Here is a 16,095-nt window from a genome sequence, read left to right on the forward strand (position 1 = left end):
ATACTTTAGAGCATTGACTTCGTTATATTGCTTGCCATTGTTGCTTAACTTCTTCTGAGTTTTTAATCAGAACTACTTTGTCATCTTTGACTTCACCAATCCATGCCGTTGGGATGAGATGATGTTGATCATTTTCATCACGCGTCAGTTTGAGTTGACTATCACCTTCGAGATGATCAACTGTTCCGACTTTGGTACCACAAGAAGCGATGACATCTGAATGTTTTTTAATATCTTGAATATTTAAAGTACTCATTTCTTAAACCTCTTTATAAACATCACAACACGGAAGCCTTTAAGCTACTGCATATTTCCTCATAATTGTTGGGTTTTAAATAATCCTTACAGGATGATTTTATAGATTCACCTAAACATACTGTTTAGTTAACAATGAAACAAAACGAAATAAATAGTTAAATAACTACGAATAATTATCTTTTTATTACAATTTATCTATTTAACTCAACGGAATTTTTAAATTACTTTTAAATAAACTGACTTAAATTAATATTTTAAAAATGAATAGTAGAATATCGATAAAAAGATCAACTTTTGACATTTTAAATCGCTTTGAGCAGTACTCAGCTGAAGAGAAGCTAAATCAACGGCCATTGGTGCTTAAACAGTTGATCCATTCTGTTGGGCGATTACCTGAACCAGCCTCAGGCCAGACCTATCAGCGCTGGCAAGTTTTCGCCCAGATTGCTGGCTTTGACCTAAGTTTAGCCAAGCTTTTTGAATCACATTGTGATGCATTAAGCATTTTGCATGAGCTCGGATATGAAAATGAAATTGATGAGAAAATATGGGCCATTTGGGCTGCTGATGGTGGGCCAGCACCATTACAGGTCGAAAATGAGTTTTGTTGTGGAATTAAACCGTGGTGTTCAGGGGCTGAATTTATTCAAAAAGCATTAATCAGTTTTAAGGATCAACAGGGGCAATCTCAGCTTTGCATTATCGACCTCAACCAACCCTCAATCACCATTGATTTGGCTCACTGGCAAGCCGTAGGCATGCAAGGCACACAAACTGCCAGAGTCAGTTTTCATGAGACAGCCGTCAAACTCATTGGCCGTCCCAACGATTACCTTGATCGGGCTGGTTTCTGGCATGGTGCTGCGGGTGTTGCAGCGTGCTGGTATGGTGCGGCAGTACGGTTAATGGAAGAGCTGCAACAAAGCTGCCTTAAAACACCCAATCCTTTTAAGAAAATGTATTTAGGACAGTTGGCAACTCAACTTGCTGTGACCCGACAATATTTCCAATACGTCGCGCAACTGATTGATCACCAACCCAAGCTTAGTCATGAACGGGACGTACGTGTCTTGCGCGCGCAGGCAGAACAAAGCTGTTTGGCGGTTATTGAAGGGGTTGGAAAAGCACTGGGCGCACGGCCTTTTTGTGAACAAGCAACCTTTGCCAGTCTAATGGCAGATTTACCTGTATTTATTCGGCAAAGTCATGCGGCATTTGATGATGAGCAAATTGCTGAACGATGTTTACAGGAGCAAATAGCATGGCAGCTCTAAAACATCCTTTGGTTGAGGATCGCATTATTGAAGGGCAAGGTACTTCTAGAGAACAATGGCTACATGCATTTGAGCAACAACCGCTATCGTCACTCAATCTTGAAAAATTTCAATCGAAACGGATTGTGATTGTGGCGCCGCATCCAGATGATGAAATACTCGGTTGTGGCGGCTTGATGCAACAGCTGATTAGCTTGAATTGTCGCCTAGTGATTGTTGCTGTCAGCAATGGCACCCAAAGCCATCCGCATTCAAGCAAATATAGTCCAGAGCAATTAGATCGAATCCGTCCGCAAGAAAGTCTGGCAGCATTACATTGTTTAGAGGTCTCGGATTTTGCTCAACGTATTGCCTTAAATTTACCAGATGGACAGATTCATTTGCATACTGAGCAACTGTGGCAAGCATTAGACAAGCAGGTTCAAGCGGAAGACATTCTGATTTGTAGCTACGCACAGGATGGACATCCTGATCATGAAGCGGTAGGAAAAACGGTACAGGCCTTTGCTCTAGCACATGACCTATCATATTTACATGTGCTGATCTGGGCATGGCATTGGGCGCGGCCTTTAGATCCACGTATCAACTGGCAACAGGCCAGAGCTTATAGCTTAACTCAGAGCCAGTTAATCAAAAAACGTCAGGCCATTATGCAGTTTAAGAGTCAGATTGAAGCTGATGAAAGTACAGGCAATGCTGCGGTTTTATCTCCAGCAATCATCGAACGTTTGTTGATGCCTTGGGAGGTTTATCTTTGTGAATGATTCTAGTCAATATTTTGAAGCCTTATATCATCACAACAATGACCCTTGGGGCTACGATCATCATTGGTATGAGGCTCGTAAAAGGCAGATTTGTTTAGCATTACTCACTCAACAGCACTATTCATCAGTGCTGGAAATCGGCTGTTCCAATGGTCATTTAAGTGTACATTTGGCCCAACGCGCTGATCAGCTTTTATGTCTAGATCTTTCTGCTCACGCTGTCCATTGGGCTTCGCAACGTTTACAGAATCTGGGCCATGTGAATGTTCAACAGCAAAAAATACCTGAAAATTTTCCTGAACAGCAATTTGATCTGATTGTTATCAGTGAAGTGGCCTATTACTTATCACGCAATGAATTGCATGAGCTGATCGATCAACTCAAAGACAGTGTAACGCCACAAGGTGAAATCCTATGTTGTCACTGGCGTCACGCGATTCAGGATTTTGAACTGGATGCCTTTCAAGTGCATGATCATTTAAAACAATCTTTGCCTTTCACTCATTATTTAAGTCTGAATGATCCAGATTTCATCATTGATATCTGGACGGTAAATCCTTCATCTTTGGCTAAACAGCAGGGCTTAATATGAACATCGGTATTGTTATCCCAGCCCATAATGAAGAGCAGCATTTATCTGCCTGTTTGCAGTCGATTCAACAGGCTGTACAACATATTGGTCATGAACAGGTCGAGATTTTGGTGGTTTTAGACAGTTGCACGGATCAGTCCCGTGCGATTGTAGAATCACATCAAGTGAACTGGATTGAATGCAATTATGCTTGTGTAGGCAAGGCCAGAGATTTAGGTATTCGACATCTGATTCAACAGAGTGTGACATGGCTCGCTTGTACTGATGCCGATACCATTGTCGATCCAGACTGGTTACTGTGTCAGATGCAACATCAGCCTACTGATGCCATCTGTGGAATCGTAGTGCTGGATAATCTAAATCACTTATCAGCACCGCAACAGCAAAAATATCTGGCACATTATCAGGACAGTATGGGGCATCAGCATATTCATGGCGCAAATTTAAGTTTTAGCGTAGATGCTTATCTTCAGGCGGGAGGTTTTGAGCCGATTCCTTGTCATGAGGATGTGTCATTAATTCAAAAATTTATGACTCAATGTAGCAAAATCACCTGGAGTAATCTGGTTCGGGTCACCACCAGCAGTCGACTGAATGGACGTGCACCACAAGGGTTATCACATTTTTTAAAACAGCTCTAAGGGACTTTTTAGAATGAAAATTAATTAAACGGTATAAAAGCAAATGACAAAATAAAAAATTAAAGTTTTCGTGATTCTGTAAATATATGATAGTTTTAAAAATTATAATTAACAAAATAACTTTCAGAGTTTGCGGAAATCTTTATGAATATACGATTATGTTATGCCAGCAAACGCAATGAAAATAGCGATGATTTGCTACAAGATTTACGCGATATCCTCACCGAAGCTCGAGATTTCAATACTCAGCATTGTATTTATGGCGTCCTCTACTATGCAGATAATGCCTTTTTTCAATGCTTGGAGGGAGAACAGCAGATTGTTGAAAGTTTATTTGAAAAAATAAAAACCGATTCACGGCATCTCGATGTCAAGCATCTCAATACACACTCCATTGACCAATCGACTTTTAAACGCTGGTCAATGAAATATGTACAACGAAATACCAATATTGAATCTTTCTTTCTGACTTTGGGAGAAAATAGCTTTAATCCGAGCTGTCTCGACCAGACAAGTCTAGATGCTTTTCTCAGTGAATTGCTACTTGCAGAACAGACAACGCTTCCCATTGGCAAAAAAGTTGGCATGGTCAATCGTGGCGTTAATCCATTCTAAGCTGTTTGGTTCGCAACTTGATATTCACGGTTTTAAGTTTCGGTAACACTTTAGCCATGAGTAAATAGACAGCAATAGAAGTCATAAACATCAAGATCACTTCCATACTCTGGCTAATAATCAGCATGGCACAGTAGAAGAAACTAAATAAGGCCAGACATAATTCTGTGCCTTTAAAATACCACGTAATAAACACACCAAAGAGAGTCGCGGAGAGTATCAGATTAACTGTTTCGTTAAAGCCTAAATAATTAAAGAAGATGATGAGTAGGCACAACGCTAACATTGATAGTAAAAAGACAAAGATATTTTTTGCAATAAACATATTCTATTTCCTATCCTGAAGTTAATTTAAAAATCTTTCCTCTGGAACCAGAGGAAAGATGGTACATATTCAGACATTATTTGAGATTCTTTTCCATTATTCAGATTTGTTATATTAATAAAGATGCCTTTTTTATTTTACGGGATCTCTTCATTAATATTCAGCTTTCTATTGAATAGTAAAGAGCGCTTAAATGTACCGAATTAATTATTAAAGAAATCAAACAGTTGAAGAATAGGTTTTTGGCTTACACGTTTGTAAGAGATTACCTACAAATGAGTGTTTTTTTGATCAAATTTTACATTTTAATTTAAAATAAATTAATTTAAAAACAATTACTTATTTACAAAATATAATTTCTCTAAATTTACATTTTTAACAAAACGCAACATGATATTTCATTAGAGAAAAAATAATGATGAGCAATATTTAAATGAAGTAAGAACATTGATTATCTAGAATTGGTATGCGCTGTTATCGATGCGATTTTCTATAAAAAGAAAAATGAGAAAAGAATTAAGTTTTATGATAAGAAATTCATTCATGGATAGAAATGATCAATTTGGGATTTCGGTGCAGCAGTAAACTCATCTGGAGAAAATTCAAGGATCATTTCGGCTGCCTGTGCATGATCTGCATTTAGCCAGTCCAGACGGTGTCCTTCAGAGATGATAACGACTGATCTTTTTTCATGTTCAGGCGCATGAAACTGGTTCATTAAAGGGTGGGAATCTGCATTGATGGTCAGCATACTCATGGAGAGAATTTCCTGACCTGCAACACTTGCATATTCATATATAGCGGCGACTGTAAACGGCTTTTTGTCCTGACGATAGATGCCATACCACTGTGCTTGACCATCAATATACTTAGGTTCAAAAATTACTTCGACAGGTACCAAAGCAAATTGATTTTTATTCCAAGCATGTTTGAAACTATTTTTTTCAGCCACCGTTTCAGCACGTGCATTATAAGCATTCTGAACTGCCTTTAACTCCTTGGCCCAAAAAGGCACAAGACCAAAACGGGCGGCACGCCATTCTACTTTTTGATCGGGTGAGATCAGGATAGGGCTAAGATCTTCAGGATAAATATCCGTTTTGTAGTCAAATGTCGGTTCAAACAAATCTAATAAATGAGCCCGACTTTTCTGAATAGGTCGATAGTTTGCACACATACCTCAGCCTCGTATCGTTCAATAAACACTCACTTAGTGTTGATCAGAACCACGTTATTGAGGAGCATATTTTTGTACTTGGATTGCATCAATAGCTGCTGATCTGGTGATTCTTAGAGAGAATGAAATCTTATGACACGATCTGAAAGGGCAGATGATTTAAGATATCTAAAAAAATAGATGAGATAAAAAATTATCTCATCATGATAATCAATTAGAAGAAATTATCCCAAACTCATAAATTTTATACTTCAATTTAAAAGATTCTGATCAAAGGAAATTGAGCCGACATTAACCGATTGTATTTATATCGATTTTTACATGTTTAGACCTGCAAAAAATTACTAAGCTTAACAAACAAATCCTTCTAATTGCTTTACTATCGCCCGCTTTATCTTCAAAAGAAGGTCTCCCTTAACCAACGACTTTCGTCAGTGTTTTTTGATTTGGTAAACAATGAATTTTGATATCGACATTTTTGGTACGATTGTAGTTGCAGTCTTTGTGCTTTTTATTGGTTATTTTCTGGTTAATAAAGTTAGTTTATTAAAACGCTACAATATGCCTGAGCCTGTAATTGGTGGACTTGTCGCTGCGATTGTCACTTATTTTCTATTCACCAAGTTTGATGTTACGGTGAATTTTAATGCAGACATTCAACGCAGTTTCATGCTGGTCTTTTTTACTTCGGTCGGCTTGAGCGCCAGCCTGTCAAAGTTGAAAGAGGGCGGAAAAACACTGATTGTTTTCATGTTCTGTGTAGTGACTTATGTTTTATTACAAAATGCTTTAGGCATAAGTTTGGCAACTGCTTTAGGGCTAGATCCATTGATTGGTCTCATTACGGGATCTGTGACCTTAACGGGTGGCCACGGTACTGCAAGTGCTTGGGGTAGCATTTTTGAAAATGAATATGGTATTCAAGGCGCTGTCGTTTTAGGCATGGCAAGTGCAACCTTCGGCTTGGTTGTCGGTGGCATGATGGGTGGCCCAGTAGCAAAGTTTTTGATTCGTCGTTATAAATTGGCCGAAGAAATTGCACCGACACAGCAACGCACTGAAGCACCACCTGCAAATGAAACAGCACCATTTGAATATCCAGAAAAAACCAGACTGATTACGGCGGACGATGCGGTAAAGACACTGGGGATGTTTGCACTGTGTATTTTCTTTGCCAATTTTATGACTGACTTTGCCAAAGGTCATTGGTTTGAGTTACCTACCTTTGTGTGGGCATTAGGCTGTGGTGTGTTCTTACGTAATACGCTGGAATATGTCTTTAATATCAAGCTATTTGACCGCTGTATTGACGTATTTGGTAACGCATCTTTGGCTTTGTTCCTTTCCATGGCATTGATGTCTTTACAGCTCTGGCAGCTTGCTGGTCTGGCAGGGCCACTTGTCATTATTCTTATTGCACAAACCCTGTTTCTGGCGCTTTACCTGTTTTTCGTCACCTTTAAAATTATGGGCAAAAACTATGATGCAGCGGTACTTTGTGCAGGACAATGTGGTGTCAACTTAGGTGCAACGCCAACAGCAATTGCCAATATTCAGGCAGTTACCAATACTTATGGGCCTTCGCACAAAGCCTTCTTGATTATTCCACTGACTGGGGCATTTTTTGTCGATATTATTAATGCGCTTGTGATCCAGACCATTATTAATTTCTTTTAGCGTGCAGAGCTTTGTTCCACTAAAGAGCTGAAATGCTTTACCACTTTGAAAATGCCAGTTTTTATGAACTGGCTTTTTTTGTTCTTATTTACTGCAATTTCTCAAAAATACTCTTTTCAGCTTTTTCTTAATTTTTCATGATTGGTTACAAAGCGTTAGTTCCTTTTGCATATTCACAATATGACTTACCTGACCGCAAACAAACGTTGCAAACGGTAAAGAAACACCGCCCATAATCAAATGAGCCATTAAAAATTAAAGGAATAACCATGCGTGCGCTTACTTACCACGGTGCTGAAGATGTTCGTGTTGAAACGGTAGCTGATCCTGTTATTCAAGAAGCTGACGATATCATTTTAAGGGTCACTGCAACTGCGATTTGCGGTTCAGATCTGCATCTGTATCGAGGAAAAATTCCTCAAACCGAGCAGGGTGATATTTTTGGACATGAATTTATGGGGATTGTTGAAGATGTCGGTTCTGCCGTCACACAGGTTAAAAAAGGTGATCGGGTCATTGTGCCTTTTGTCATCGCTTGTGGACAGTGTTTCTTTTGCCAGTTAAATCTGACCGCTGCATGTGAAACCACCAATACAGGCCGAGGATCGATTATTAATAAAAAACAAATTCCTTCAGGCGCTGCTTTGTTTGGATATAGTCATCTCTATGGCGGCATTCCGGGCGGGCAGGCAGAATATGTACGTGTACCCAAGGCCAATAAAGGGCCGTTTAAAGTGCCCACGTCATTGTCAGATGAAAAAGTGCTTTTTCTCACCGATATTTTACCTACTGCATGGCAAGCAGTAAGTAATGCAAAAGTCACTAAAGGTTCAACTTTGGCAATCTATGGTGCAGGGCCTGTTGGCTTGCTGAGTGCAGCGTGCGCCAAAATGCTCGGTGCAGAAAAGATCTTTATTGTCGATCATAATCAATACCGACTGAGATATGCAGCGGAAGCGTATGGTGCGATTCCTGTTGATTTTGAAGCTGTAGATGCTGCCGAATACATTATTCAGCATACAGACAATTATCGTGGTGTCGATGCGGTTATTGATGCCATTGGATTTGAGGCAAAAGGCAGTGTTATAGAAACATTGCTGACGAATCTAAAACTTGAAGGCTCAAGTGGTGTAGTTTTACGTCAATGTATCGCGGCGGTACGTCGAGGTGGAGTGGTCAGTGTACCTGGTGTATATGCAGGGCCTATTCATGGTTTCCTATTTGGCGATGCTTTTGATAAAGGGCTTACTTTTAAAATGGGGCAAACGCATGTGCATCAATTTTTACCTCAATTATTAGAACTGATTGAGTACGGTAAGTTGTCACCAGAAGCCATCATTACCCATCGAATGAAATTAGAAGATGCAGCCGAAGGTTATCGTATTTTCGATAATAGGGAAGAAGAATGTCGTAAGGTCATTCTTACGCCTTAAAAACCGATTAAGCGTAGAAAACCTCTAAGTCATATTAGAGGTTTTTTTATTCTCCAACCAACTTTTAAATAAAAAAATAGAGAATTCGAAATCGCTGAAACATGGCTAAAAAGCGTACAATAAATGAAAAATAAAAATACAGGTTCGGGCATATCTCATGTTAGTTAAAAATAAAATTGCCGTAATTTTTGGTGGAAGTGGTGCAGTAGGTCATGCAATTGCCCATGTCATGGCCCGAGAAGGCGCACACGTCTATTTAGGAGCTCGTCATCAGGACAAACTGGAGCAGGTTGTAGCAAATATTCACAACGTAGAAGGTTGAGTAAAAACCTTTATTGTGGACGTCCTAGATGAACAAGCCATCCAAACAGCGATAAAACAGTTGGTTGAGCAAACAGAGGAAATTGACATAGTCATCAATGTCACTAGTTTTATGCATAACCAAGGCAAAGAACTTTCAGAACTCACCCAACATGAATTTATGCAAGGCATCACACCTTTTCTTACTGCACAATTTAATATTTCAAAAGCAGTGGCACCTTATATGGGAGCAAAGTCTACAGGTGCAATGATTAGTGTAATTGCACCTTCGGGAGGAATGGCGATAGCGGGTCATTTGGGACATATCATCGGATGTGCAGGAACTGAAGCATTTATCAAAGCGCTCGCCTGTGAACTTGGGCCGAAAAATATTCGGGTGCTTGGTGTACGCTCCCACGCCATTGCGGATGCCGCCCAAGCAGGGTCTTATACTCGTGAGTTATTTAGCTTAAAAGCACAAGCAATGGGGCTGAGCTTGGATGAATGGCTAAATGGAGCTGCGCAAAGTACCATGTTAAAAAGATTACCGACATTGGCTCAAATTGCCGAAACGGTGACATTTCTGGCATCTGATCATGCCAGTGCAATGACCGCCACCATCGTTAATATCACCGCTGGTACAACGATAAACTCATAATAGAATATCTATAAAGCTCTTAAGCAAGATTAAAATTTTAAAATAATCAATTGAGTAGGATGAAAGAACACTCTAAAACCTGAAGTTTTTCGATAGAAAACCAATAAATATATTTAACCTTTATCAGTTTTTAGCTACGTTCATTCTCAAAATCATAGTTTTGGCAAATTTATACTATTTTCTGTCATTTCTCTTATCTTTTTCGATTGTAGACACATTGTATTATTTGAAAAAGGGAAAATTATACATTGTGTAGACAAGATCAGGATGAAAGGGAGAGAGGTGTTCATGGATAAGAAAATGCTGTTAGCCGAAACCTTAAAACGCCGAATTATTAGTATGGAATTGGCGCCTGGTGCTGTCGTAGATGAAGTTTCCCTGAGTGAGGAATTTGGCCTTTCCCGTTCACCCGTTCGGGAGCTGCTTCGCCAGATGGCGGCAGAAGGATATCTGGAGCTTGAAGCAAACAGAGCCACGCGTGTTTCCTCAATGAACCACCAATCATTACGAAATTTTTTTCTGGCAGCGCCTTTAATTTATATCTCAACCACACAATTAGCCGCGATTAATGCGACACAGATTGAAATCGATCAACTCAAGCAAATCCAGAAATTATTTCGGGAAGCGATTGATCAGGGAGATATCGAAGGGCGTGTTTATTATAACAACCAGTTTCATCTGGAAATAGGAAAAATTGCGCATAACCCATACCTATTGCCGAGTCTGGAACGTTTGCTCATCGACCATGCTCGTTTAGGCAAGATTTTTTATCGCAATCCAACTACTGATGATATGCAGGAAGACCTGTCACTGGCTGTATTACAGCACGATCAAATCATTGAAGCGATTGAGCGTCATAACGCTGGAGAAGCAGGGGAAATTGTACGGGTACACATGGATTTATCTCGCCGTCGTATGACTGAGTATGTTGTACCCGCTGGTATCGAAGTTCCTGTTTCTTATCCATAAATCAAAGGTTTTAAAAATATATGTGCTCACTTCATCTTGGAAAAGAAGTGAAAATATAAATGGAGTTTATCAACATGACAAAGATTACAGCGTTACCAGCCGACGATAAAAGATGTGCTTGGTATCATCTAAGCAATCAAAGACAAGTTAAACCCAGCCATAGCGGTAAAAGCTCAGCACGTTGGGCAGTGATTGGTGCAGGTTATACTGGTTTGGCTGCGGCAAGACGTTTGGCTGTGAATTTTCCAGATGATGAAGTCATTCTGATTGAAGCACAGGAAGTGGGTTATGGCACAGCAGGCCGCAATGCGGGTTTTGCCATTGACCTTCCGCATGATATTGGTGCCGAAGATTATATCGGTGATATCGAGATTGCGAAAACAACCTTAAAGCTGAATTTATTAGGTCAATCTATTTTGCAAACCTTGGTTCGCCAACATGGTATCGATTGTCATATGCGAGCCAGCGGCAAATATCAAGGTGCAGTCGAAAAACGTGGTATTGCGGTGCTTGAAGCTTATCAGCGCGGACTGGATAAACTCGGGCAGGAATACGAAGTCATTGGTGAACAAGATTTGCCTCAGCATATTGGCACCTCATTTTATAAAAAAGGTCTCTACACGCCTGGAACAGTCTTACTTCAACCTTCAGCATTGGTGAAAGGACTGGCGGACAGTTTGCCATCGAATGTGACGCTTTATGAAAATACCCCAATCACTGAAGTTGAATATGGCGATAAAGTGGTGTTAAAGCATGCCAATGGGCAAATTACGGCGGATAAACTCATTCTTGCCAATAATGCTTTTGGTCAACGTTTTGGCTTTTCACAAATTCAACGCACTATGTTACCTGTGTTCCTATATGCCAGCATGACCCGACCTTTAACTGAACAGGAACAGTCTCAGCTAGGGGGTAAAGACTTCTGGGGTGTAATTCCTTCAGATCCTTTTGGCAGTACTGTTCGCCGTACCCATGACAACCGCATCCTGATCCGTAACAGTTTCAGTTTTAATCCAAACGGACGTCCTAAACAGCATTGTCTGGATCGTTTTGTGCACCGTCATAAAAAGTCTTTTGAAAACAGATTCCCGATGTTACCTGAGGTTGATTTTGAATATACATGGAGTGGTTCATTGGCACTTTCACAAAATCATAAAGGCTTCTTCGGTCAACTCGCTCCAAACGTATTTGGTGCGTTGTGTTGCAATGGCTTGGGAATTACTCGCGGTACAGTCACAGGAACCTTACTGGCAGACTGGCTTGCAGGCCAACGGAATGAGTTAATTGATTTTTTACTGGAAACTTCTGGTCCGAATAAAGTACCACCAGAGCCGTTTTTATCTATCGGTGTCAATGCCACGCTGTGGTGGGGACAAATGAAATCAGGATTGGAGAGCTAATCGGCTTATTCAATAAAATATTCATTGAATTGATTAAGTTTTTAAACGCTTAATTTAACTGAGTCAAAACCATTAAACGCTGAACAGTGAAATTGATTTTTCAATTTTACAAGCTTTGTTCACCTTGGTTTTCGTAAATGTGTAGGAAGCACACCCACTCAAAGTGGGCGGATATTGGAGACAGAAATGACAACAAATAATGTTTCTATTGAAGATGTACCTCTAAATAGGTTTCATCAATTATTGACGATCCGTACTGGCGGTGGATGGCTTTTAGACGGATATGTACTCAGCATCATTGGTGTTGCCATGGTGCAACTTTCATCAGCGTTACAGTTAACCAGTTTCTGGCAGGGCATGATTGCTGCTTCGGCCTTGATCGGGATCTTCTTCGGAAGCTTTCTAGGCGGCTGGTTAGGTGGCTTGCTTGGTCGAAAGAAACTGTATTTTGTAGCGCCGATCTTATTTACCTTATGTTCGCTTAGCCAGTATTGGGTCGAATCAGGCATGATGCTATTCCTGTGCCGTTTTGTGATCGGCATCGGTGTGGGCTTTGAATACACGATTGCAGGCTCATTGCTGGCTGAATTCTTACCACAAAAATCACGTGGCCCACGTTTAGCCATGCTAACTATTTTATGGTTTGTCGGAGCAGCACTGGCTTACATCATCGGTAACCTGATTTTAAATAGCGGCTATGCAGAAGCTTGGCGCTTAGTACTCGCCAGCCCAGCAGTGATTGGTATTGTACTGATCATCATCCGAATCGGCACACCTGAATCACCACGCTGGTTATTAAGCAAAGGGCGTACTGTAGAAGCAGAAGCTGTGATTAAAAACGTCTATGGCCCATCATTTTCACTGAATAATCTGCAATCACAAATTCTAGAAAAGAAAATCTCTTTAAGCAGCTTTTTAAAATCAGGCTACGGCACACGTGTATTTTTTGTCTCAATGTTCTGGGCATGCTCGGTCATCCCTGTATTTGCGGTCTATGCCTTTGCACCAAAAGTACTTGATGCATTGCATTTAAAAGGTGACTGGGCAGCTTATGGTTCAGTGGTAATTACCTTACTGTTTGTCGTTGGCTGTGTGGTTGCGACGCGTCTGATTAACCGTATGGGGCGCCGCAGCATGATTATTCAAAGCTTTTTGTGGTCTGGTCTGGCTTTACTCGGTCTCGGCTTTTTCTCGGAAGCGTCGCCATTACTCATTCTTATCTTATTCGGTCTCTATGCACTATTTATCGGTGGTGCTCAGGTCTTGCAGTTTGTTTATCCAAATGAACTGTTTCCAACACAAATTCGCCCGATTGGTGTCGGGATTGGGGCTGCTTTCTCTCGGATTGGGGCAGCAATTGGTACATGGTTAGTGCCGATGTCTCTCGATTCAATCGGTATTGGAAATACGATGTATGTGGCAGCAGCTGTCACGCTACTTGGTCTGGTTGTCTCTCTGGCTTTTGCACCTGAAACACGAGGCATGAGTTTGGAACAATCCACAACTTTAAATTAACCCTGATGATTTTGCCATGATTTCAAGCTAAGGAATGGCATTAATAAACAACACTCTTGATGGAGAAAATAACATGAACTTTGACGGTATTTACACCCCAGCAATTACCCCTTTAGCTGCTGATGGATCAATTGACAAGGCTGCTTTTGCGGATGTTCTAGAGTATCTGATTGATGCAAAAGTACATGGTGTGATCGTAGCGGCGACCACAGGTGAATATTACGCACATACCGCACAAGAGCGCTATGATCTGGCGAAATATGCAAAAGAGGTGGTGGGATCACGTATTCCTTTGATGGTTGGAACAGGCGCGATCCGTACTGAAGATTCGGTGGAATATGCAAAGGTAGCGAAAGAAATTAAGGCAGACAGTATTCTGGTAACGATTCCACCTTATGCATTACCGACTGAACAAGAAGTGGCAGCGCATGCATTAACCATTGATAAAGCCGCTGATTTGCCTGTGATGTTCTATAACTATCCAGCACGTATGGGCGTAAGCATGGGCAAAGAATTTTTCGATACGGTATTTACAGCATCAAAAAACTTTGTTGGGCTTAAAGAAAGCTCTGGTGATATGAATCAATTGCATATGCTAGCGCGTAATTATCCTGATCTGGAAATTTCATGTGGCTGGGACGATCAAGCACTTGAGTTTTTTGCATGGGGCGCACGTAGCTGGACCTGTGCAGGCTCAAACTTTATTCCGCGTGAACATATTGCGTTATATGAAGCTTGCGTAATCGAAAAAGATTTTGATAAAGGCCGCCGTATCATGTCTGCCATGTTACCGCTTATGGATTTCCTTGAAACAGGTCACTTCATCCAGTGTATCAAGTACGGTTGCGAGCTTAATGGGTTACGTACCGGTGGCTTGCGTGCACCATTACAAGAAATGGATGCAGAAAAGAAACAGGCATTCCAAAGCATTGTGGCAGAGCTTAAACGTGAAGTTGCTGCAATCACAGGAGGTGTGTAATGGCTGAATTGTTAAGTGCAGCTGAATATGCCCAGATTGCCAAAAATTTAAAATTTCCAACACAAGCTTTTATTGACTGGAAATTTCAGCCTTCTGTATCAGGCAATACCTTTACCACGACCAATCCCGCGACAGGTGAAGTATTGGCGGAAATTACCGCGTGCAATGAACAAGACGTAAATATTGCAGTCGCCAATGCCAAAACTGCGTTTGAAGATGGACGCTGGAGCAAACTTTCACCCAACCAGCGCAAGCATATCTTGCTGAATTTTGCCGATTTGCTAGAGAAAAATACGGTTGAACTGGCGGTCATGGAAAGTCTGGACAGCGGTAAACCGATCAGTGAATGTCAGTTAACCGATGTACCAGAAATGATTCATACCATTCGCTGGCATGCTGAACTGATCGATAAAATTTATGACAGTACTGCACCCGTTGGTTCAGATACGTTGTCTATCGTGGTTCGTGAAGCGATTGGTGTGGTGGGTCTGGTTTTACCGTGGAATTTTCCGCTGTTAATGCTGGCATGGAAAATTGGCCCAGCTTTGGCTGCTGGTTGCTCGGTGGTGGTCAAGCCAGCCAAAGAAACGACATTAACGGCATTACGGGTTGCTGAACTTGCAGCAGAAGCAGGTATTCCTGCTGGCGTATTCAATATCGTGCCAGGCGGCGGGCGCGAAGTAGGTGAACCTTTAGGCAGACACATGGACGTCACCATGGTGAGCTTCACAGGCTCCACTGAAACAGGTCGTTTATTCCTGAAATATGCTTCTGAATCCAACCTGAAACGTGTGGTACTCGAATGTGGTGGTAAAAACCCTGCTGTGGTCATGAATGATGTTGAAGATCTGGATCGTGTTGCACAGCATATCGTTAATGGTGCGTTCTGGAATATGGGTGAGAACTGCTCGGCATCTTCACGCCTGATTGTTCACAGCGATATCAAAGATGAATTATTAGGATTAATTGGCGTCCATTTAGCGGACTGGAAAATGGGTAATCCACTTGATCCAGAGCATAAATTAGGTTCTCTGGTCAGTAAGTCTCACTTTGAAAAAGTAAAATCCTATATTGAGCAGGCCAAAGCCGAAGAACTCAATATTGTGCATGGCGGTCAAACAGACAAAGGCATCTTTGTAGAGCCAACAGTTGTGGATGGTGTAAAAGCGACTGATACCTTATTTCAGGAAGAGGTATTTGGCCCGATCTTGTCTGTCACGACATTCAATACCATCGAAGAAGCAATTACGCTGGCCAATGACACGGTTTATGGTCTGGCAGGTTCTGTCTACACCAGCAACTTAAGAAATGCTATCAAACTCGCACGTGCTATTCAGGCAGGTGTGGTGACCGTCAACTGTTTTGGTGAAGGTGATGTGACAACACCATTCGGTGGTTATAAAGAGTCTGGTTTTGGTGGCCGAGATAAGTCGATCTGGGCGCATGACCAATATACCGAGATTAAAACCATCTGGATTGATGTTTCAGAGCCTTAATCAACTGCAGGAACGATTGCGG

General features: G+C 41.2%; 15 protein-coding genes and 1 pseudogene. 13 read left to right on the forward strand and 3 right to left on the reverse strand.

What is annotated here, in order from left to right; genetic code table 11:
• Positions 1-22 precede the first annotated feature (22 nt).
• Positions 23-256: a DUF2171 domain-containing protein gene (locus EC846_RS04240; protein ID WP_004772208.1), complete on the reverse strand. Its 234-nt coding sequence runs from the start codon at positions 254-256 to the stop codon at positions 23-25.
• A 262-nt stretch (positions 257-518) separates the two neighbouring features.
• Between EC846_RS04240 and EC846_RS04245 the strand changes: the two genes are divergently transcribed.
• From EC846_RS04245 to EC846_RS04265, 5 genes are all read left to right on the forward strand, one after another.
• Positions 519-1,532 carry an acyl-CoA dehydrogenase gene (locus EC846_RS04245; RefSeq protein ID WP_123774306.1) on the forward strand — a complete coding sequence of 338 codons (1,014 nt, stop codon included), beginning with the start codon at positions 519-521 and terminating at the stop codon, positions 1,530-1,532.
• Complete coding sequence (locus EC846_RS04250; protein ID WP_123774307.1) at positions 1,520-2,296, forward strand: PIG-L deacetylase family protein; 777 nt, start codon at positions 1,520-1,522, stop codon at positions 2,294-2,296. The genes EC846_RS04245 and EC846_RS04250 overlap by 13 nt, the downstream gene beginning before the upstream one ends.
• Positions 2,289-2,888 carry a class I SAM-dependent methyltransferase gene (locus EC846_RS04255; protein WP_123774308.1) on the forward strand — a complete coding sequence of 200 codons (600 nt, stop codon included), beginning with the start codon at positions 2,289-2,291 and terminating at the stop codon, positions 2,886-2,888. Before EC846_RS04250 ends, EC846_RS04255 begins: the two co-directional genes overlap by 8 nt.
• The gene (locus EC846_RS04260) at positions 2,885-3,529 is read left to right on the forward strand and encodes a glycosyltransferase (RefSeq protein ID WP_123774309.1); all 645 of its coding nucleotides are present in this window, start codon (positions 2,885-2,887) and stop codon (positions 3,527-3,529) included. Before EC846_RS04255 ends, EC846_RS04260 begins: the two co-directional genes overlap by 4 nt.
• Before the next feature lie 144 nt (positions 3,530-3,673).
• The gene (locus EC846_RS04265) at positions 3,674-4,144 is read left to right on the forward strand and encodes a BLUF domain-containing protein (RefSeq protein ID WP_123774310.1); all 471 of its coding nucleotides are present in this window, start codon (positions 3,674-3,676) and stop codon (positions 4,142-4,144) included.
• On the opposite strand, the gene EC846_RS04270 is transcribed toward EC846_RS04265, so the two are convergent.
• Together EC846_RS04270 and EC846_RS04275 are read right to left on the reverse strand one after the other, a co-directional pair.
• Positions 4,131-4,469 carry a hypothetical protein gene (locus tag EC846_RS04270; RefSeq protein ID WP_047427531.1) on the reverse strand — a complete coding sequence of 113 codons (339 nt, stop codon included), beginning with the start codon at positions 4,467-4,469 and terminating at the stop codon, positions 4,131-4,133. The two genes, EC846_RS04265 and EC846_RS04270, sit on opposite strands and share 14 nt — an antisense overlap.
• Before the next feature lie 541 nt (positions 4,470-5,010).
• Positions 5,011-5,646, reverse strand: a complete 636-nt coding sequence (locus tag EC846_RS04275) for an SOS response-associated peptidase (RefSeq protein WP_123774311.1) — start codon at positions 5,644-5,646, stop codon at positions 5,011-5,013.
• A gap of 456 nt (positions 5,647-6,102) precedes the next feature.
• On the opposite strand from EC846_RS04275, the gene gltS reads away from it, so the two are divergent.
• From gltS to EC846_RS04315, 8 genes and pseudogenes are all read left to right on the forward strand, one after another.
• Positions 6,103-7,323, forward strand: a complete 1,221-nt coding sequence (gltS, locus tag EC846_RS04280) for a sodium/glutamate symporter (RefSeq protein ID WP_123774312.1) — start codon at positions 6,103-6,105, stop codon at positions 7,321-7,323.
• Between the two features lie 269 nt (positions 7,324-7,592).
• Positions 7,593-8,756, forward strand: coding sequence for a zinc-dependent alcohol dehydrogenase (locus EC846_RS04285; RefSeq protein ID WP_123774313.1), 1,164 nt, complete (start codon positions 7,593-7,595; stop codon positions 8,754-8,756).
• 157 nt (positions 8,757-8,913) lie between these two features.
• Positions 8,914-9,714, forward strand: a pseudogene (locus tag EC846_RS04290) (SDR family NAD(P)-dependent oxidoreductase).
• A gap of 288 nt (positions 9,715-10,002) precedes the next feature.
• Positions 10,003-10,683, forward strand: a complete 681-nt coding sequence (locus EC846_RS04295) for a GntR family transcriptional regulator (RefSeq protein WP_005257664.1) — start codon at positions 10,003-10,005, stop codon at positions 10,681-10,683.
• A 74-nt stretch (positions 10,684-10,757) separates the two neighbouring features.
• Positions 10,758-12,083 carry an NAD(P)/FAD-dependent oxidoreductase gene (locus EC846_RS04300; protein WP_123774314.1) on the forward strand — a complete coding sequence of 442 codons (1,326 nt, stop codon included), beginning with the start codon at positions 10,758-10,760 and terminating at the stop codon, positions 12,081-12,083.
• Between the two features lie 186 nt (positions 12,084-12,269).
• Positions 12,270-13,598, forward strand: coding sequence for an MFS transporter (locus EC846_RS04305; protein WP_005257655.1), 1,329 nt, complete (start codon positions 12,270-12,272; stop codon positions 13,596-13,598).
• A 73-nt stretch (positions 13,599-13,671) separates the two neighbouring features.
• A complete protein-coding gene (locus EC846_RS04310; RefSeq protein WP_123774315.1) occupies positions 13,672-14,577 on the forward strand; it encodes a dihydrodipicolinate synthase family protein in 906 nt (301 codons plus the stop codon).
• Positions 14,577-16,073 carry an aldehyde dehydrogenase gene (locus EC846_RS04315; RefSeq protein ID WP_123774316.1) on the forward strand — a complete coding sequence of 499 codons (1,497 nt, stop codon included), beginning with the start codon at positions 14,577-14,579 and terminating at the stop codon, positions 16,071-16,073. The genes EC846_RS04310 and EC846_RS04315 overlap by 1 nt, the downstream gene beginning before the upstream one ends.
• Positions 16,074-16,095 lie beyond the last annotated feature (22 nt).

Source organism: Acinetobacter sp. BIGb0102, from assembly GCF_003815055.1.
GTDB lineage: Bacteria > Pseudomonadota > Gammaproteobacteria > Pseudomonadales > Moraxellaceae > Acinetobacter > Acinetobacter vivianii.

What these genes read in the sequence shown, in the direction of transcription:
- EC846_RS04240 (WP_004772208.1), bottom strand. Translation starts at nt 256, where the DNA reads ATGAGTACTTTAAATATTCAAGATATTAAAAAACATTCAGATGTCATC.
- EC846_RS04245 (WP_123774306.1), top strand. Translation starts at nt 519, where the DNA reads ATGAATAGTAGAATATCGATAAAAAGATCAACTTTTGACATTTTAAAT.
- EC846_RS04250 (WP_123774307.1), top strand. Translation starts at nt 1,520, where the DNA reads ATGGCAGCTCTAAAACATCCTTTGGTTGAGGATCGCATTATTGAAGGG.
- EC846_RS04260 (WP_123774309.1), top strand. Translation starts at nt 2,885, where the DNA reads ATGAACATCGGTATTGTTATCCCAGCCCATAATGAAGAGCAGCATTTA.
- EC846_RS04265 (WP_123774310.1), top strand. Translation starts at nt 3,674, where the DNA reads ATGAATATACGATTATGTTATGCCAGCAAACGCAATGAAAATAGCGAT.
- EC846_RS04270 (WP_047427531.1), bottom strand. Translation starts at nt 4,469, where the DNA reads ATGTTTATTGCAAAAAATATCTTTGTCTTTTTACTATCAATGTTAGCG.
- EC846_RS04275 (WP_123774311.1), bottom strand. Translation starts at nt 5,646, where the DNA reads ATGTGTGCAAACTATCGACCTATTCAGAAAAGTCGGGCTCATTTATTA.
- gltS (WP_123774312.1), top strand. Translation starts at nt 6,103, where the DNA reads ATGAATTTTGATATCGACATTTTTGGTACGATTGTAGTTGCAGTCTTT.
- EC846_RS04285 (WP_123774313.1), top strand. Translation starts at nt 7,593, where the DNA reads ATGCGTGCGCTTACTTACCACGGTGCTGAAGATGTTCGTGTTGAAACG.
- EC846_RS04295 (WP_005257664.1), top strand. Translation starts at nt 10,003, where the DNA reads ATGGATAAGAAAATGCTGTTAGCCGAAACCTTAAAACGCCGAATTATT.
- EC846_RS04300 (WP_123774314.1), top strand. Translation starts at nt 10,758, where the DNA reads ATGACAAAGATTACAGCGTTACCAGCCGACGATAAAAGATGTGCTTGG.
- EC846_RS04305 (WP_005257655.1), top strand. Translation starts at nt 12,270, where the DNA reads ATGACAACAAATAATGTTTCTATTGAAGATGTACCTCTAAATAGGTTT.
- EC846_RS04310 (WP_123774315.1), top strand. Translation starts at nt 13,672, where the DNA reads ATGAACTTTGACGGTATTTACACCCCAGCAATTACCCCTTTAGCTGCT.
- EC846_RS04315 (WP_123774316.1), top strand. Translation starts at nt 14,577, where the DNA reads ATGGCTGAATTGTTAAGTGCAGCTGAATATGCCCAGATTGCCAAAAAT.